The organism is Actinomadura sp. KC06, from assembly GCF_004348735.1.
In the GTDB taxonomy this organism is placed as follows: domain Bacteria; phylum Actinomycetota; class Actinomycetes; order Streptosporangiales; family Streptosporangiaceae; genus Spirillospora.
In genome coordinates this window covers 1-3,662 of the sequence record NZ_SMKT01000327.1, presented here as the reverse complement: position 1 = coordinate 3,662, position 3,662 = coordinate 1, and the positions used below count along the sequence as shown (strand labels likewise).

Here is a 3,662-nt window from a genome sequence, read left to right as displayed (position 1 = left end):
TGTGTATAAGAGACAGGCCACGCGGCGGGCGGCGGCGGGGCCTGCGGCGCCTCGGCCTGCGGAGCCGGGGCCTCTGCCTGGGCCGGGGCCTGCTCGGCGGGGGCCTCGGCCGCGGGGGCCTCCTGCGCCTCGGCGGCGGGCGCGCCGCCGCCGGACGACGACTCGCCCTCGTCGCCGATGACGGCCAGTTCGGCGCCGACCTCGACGGTCTCGTCCTCGGCGACGGTGATGCTGGTCAGGATGCCCGAGGCGGGGGAGGGGATCTCCGTGTCGACCTTGTCGGTCGACACCTCCAGGAGCGGCTCGTCGGTCTCGACGCGCTCGCCCTCCTTCTTGAGCCAGCGGGTGACGGTGCCCTCGGTGACGCTCTCGCCGAGCTGGGGCATGGTGACGGAGACCGGCATGTCTCAGCTGCTCCTTCGGAATACTCGTTGCGGCGCTTCAGCCGTGTACGTGCAATGGTTTGCCGGCGAGGGCGAGATGCGCCTCGCCGACCGCCTCGGACTGGGTCGGGTGCGGATGGATCAGCTGGGCCACCTCGCCCGGGAGGGCCTCCCAGTTGTAGATGAGCTGCCCCTCCGCGATGAGCTCGCCCACGCGCGCCCCGACCATGTGCAGGCCGAGGACGGGACCGTCCACGGCCGCGATCACCTTGACCTCGCCCTGCGTCCCCAGGATCTTGCTCTTGGGGTTGCCGGCCAGGTCGTAGGTGACCTCCTTGATCTCGTACCCGCGCTCTCGGGCCACGGCGGACGTGATGCCGACCGAGGCCACCTCCGGGTCGGAGTAGGTGATGCGGGGAACGCCGTCGTAGTCGATCGACGCCGGGCTCAGCCCGGCCAGCCGCTCGGCGACGAGGATCCCCTCGGCGAAGCCGACATGGGCGAGCTGCGGCGTCGGGATCAGGTCGCCGACCGCCGAGATCGTGGGGACGTTCGTCCGGCAGTACTCGTCGACCTTGACGAACCCGCGCTCGGTCTCGACGCCGGCCTCGGCCAGGCCGATGCCGTCGGAGACCGGGCCGCGGCCGACCGCGACCAGCAGCAGCTCCGCGTCGATCGTCTTGCCGCCCTCGAGGGTGACGGAGATGCCGCCCTGGGTCGGCTTGGCGCTCTCGAAGCGGGTGCCGAGCTCGTACTTGATGCCGCGCTTGCGGAAGGCGCGCTCCAGCCGCTTGGAGCTGGACTCCTCCTCCAGCGGCAGCAGGTGCGGCAGGGCCTCGACGATGGTGACGTCCGCGCCGAACGAGCGCCAGACGCTGGCGAACTCGACGCCGATCACGCCGCCGCCGAGGATGACGACGGAGCCGGGGACGCGGTCGAGCCGCAGCGCGTGGTCGCTGGAGATGACGCGCTCGCCGTCGATGTCGAGGCCGGGCAGCGACTTCGGCTCGGAGCCGGTGCCGAGCACGATGTGGCGTCCCTCGATCGTGCGGGCGCCGTCCGCGCCCGCGACCTCGATCGTGGTCGGGCCGGTGAGCCGCCCGGTGCCGTGCACGACCTCGATGCCCCTGGACTTGATCAGCCCGGTGAGGCCCTTCACGGTCGTCGTGACGACCTTGTCCTTGTAGGCGTTCACGCCCTCGACGTCGATGCCCTCGAACGTCGCCCTCACGCCGAACTTGGCCGCTTCACGGGACTGGTCCGCCACCTCGGCCGCGTGCAGCAGCGCCTTGGTGGGGATGCAGCCGCGGTTGAGGCACGTCCCGCCGAGGGACTCGTCCCGCTCGATCAGCGCGACGGACTTGCCGAGCTCGGCGGCGCGCAGCGCGCACGCGTAACCGCCGCTGCCGGCACCTAGGACGACGATGTCGAAGGGGCCGTTGTCAGCCACTGGACGCTCCCTTTCCCCGGGGTCGTGGCGCCGCGTGGACCGGGCGCCACTTCAGGTGGTCGTAGTCCGGGGCGGGCGCGCCGGTCGCGGGCCCCCGCCGCCACAAGGAATCTATTCTGTTCTCCACCCGGGGCGGCGGGCGGGTCCCCTGCAGAATTCCCGCTTCCTGGTTTCGGACCCTACAGAACTCCGGCGGCGAGGTCCTCGGCTATCTGGACCAGGGTGCGGGCGGCGGCGCCGGTGCCGCCCTTCGGGGTGTACCCGTACGGCTCGCCCTTGTTGAAGGCCGGGCCGGCGATGTCGAGGTGGGCCCACTTGACGCCGTCCGGCACGAACTCCTTGAGGAACGTCCCGGCGACGAGCATGCCGCCCCACCGGTCGCCGCTGATGTTGGCGATGTCGGCGACCGTCGAGTCGAGGCCCTTGCGCAGCTCGGCGGGCAGCGGCATGCCCCAGGTCGCCTCCCCGGCGCGCCCGGCCGCCGCGACCACCTTCTCGCGGACGTCGTCGTCGTTGGACATGACCCCGGTGGTGCGGGTGCCGAGCGCGACGAGCTGCGCGCCGGTCAGCGTCGCCACGTCCACGAGGAGGTCGGGGGAGTCCTCGCCGGCGCGGACGATGGCGTCGGCCATGACGAGGCGGCCCTCCGCGTCGGTGTTGAGGACCTCGACGGTCTTGCCGCCGTAGATGCGCAGCACGTCGGACGGGCGCTGCGCGGTGCCGCTCGGCATGTTCTCCGCGATGGCCAGGTAGCCGACCACGTTGACCTTGGGCTTGAGCTTGGCGATGGCGGCGAGCGCGCCGAGCACGGCGGCGGCGCCGCCCATGTCGGACTTCATCCAGTCCATGGCCTCGGACGGCTTGAGGGACAGGCCCCCGGAGTCGAACGTGATGCCCTTGCCGACCAGGACGAGCGTCTTGGACGCCTCGGGGTGGCCGTAGGCGAGGCGGACGAGGCGCGGCGGGTTGACCGAGCCCTGCCCTACCCCCGCGATGCCGCCGTAGCCGCCCTCGACCAGCGCCTTCTCGTCCAGCACCTCGATGGCGAGGCCCGTCTCCCCGGCGATCCGCTCGGCCTCGCCCGCGAGGTCCTCGGGGCACAGGTGGGACGGCGGGGTGTTGACCAGGTCGCGGACGAGCGTGACGGAGGCGGCGAGGGTCCGGGCCCGCTCGACGGCGGCCTCAGCCTCCGCGTTCGCGTCCGCGAGCAGGCGGATCTCCTCGACGGGGCTCTTGTGCTCGTCGCCGGTGCGGTAGGAGTCGAAGGAGTAGGCGCCGAGCAGCGCGCCCAGCGCCACGGCCTCGACGTCCTCCGCGGACGCGGCCGGTAGCGCGACGGCCGCCTTCGCGTGCCCGGCGAGGGAGCGGACGGCGGCGCCCGCGGCGCGGCGGACGTCCTCGGCGGACGGCGACTCGCCCAGCCCGGCGGCGACGATGAGCCTGGCGGCGACCGCGCCGAGCGCGGGCAGCTTGGTGACCTCGCCGGCCTTGCCGGTGGCGCCGAGGGCGGCGAGCGCTTCGGCGAGCCTGCCGTCCAGAGCGCGGTCGAGGTCTTCAGAGCCGGCGGCCGGGGCGACACCCGTCCCGGCCGGTGCGACGCCGATCACGATCGCGTCGACGTCGATGCTTGCCAGGGCTGTGCCGTCAAGGCTGATGCTCGTCACGTAGCCCGATGTTAGTCCTACCGGTGACCGGTTTCGCCCTTTGGATCAAGCATTGCCGGTGCCGGGCGGCGGTACCGGCAAGGCGTGCCGAAAAGTCCGGGCCGCGCTCGCCGGGCGGGGGGCGGGGTGGCGGAACGCGGCCGGGCGTGCGTGGCGGCCCAGGTG

Annotated in this window: 3 protein-coding genes; all 3 read right to left on the bottom strand. The window is 73.0% G+C overall.

Annotated elements, in window-relative coordinates:
- Positions 1 to 404 (bottom strand): biotin/lipoyl-containing protein (locus tag E1287_RS42440; protein ID WP_347814012.1); only part of this gene is annotated, 404 nt, incomplete at its 3' end.
- Between the two features lie 37 nt (positions 405 to 441).
- Positions 442 to 1,833 (bottom strand): dihydrolipoyl dehydrogenase, encoded by a 1,392-nt coding sequence (lpdA, locus tag E1287_RS42435; protein WP_131971680.1) that lies wholly within the window; start codon positions 1,831 to 1,833, stop codon positions 442 to 444.
- A 179-nt stretch (positions 1,834 to 2,012) separates the two neighbouring features.
- Positions 2,013 to 3,497 carry a leucyl aminopeptidase gene (locus tag E1287_RS42430; protein ID WP_131971678.1) on the bottom strand — a complete coding sequence of 495 codons (1,485 nt, stop codon included), beginning with the start codon at positions 3,495 to 3,497 and terminating at the stop codon, positions 2,013 to 2,015.
- Positions 3,498 to 3,662 lie beyond the last annotated feature (165 nt).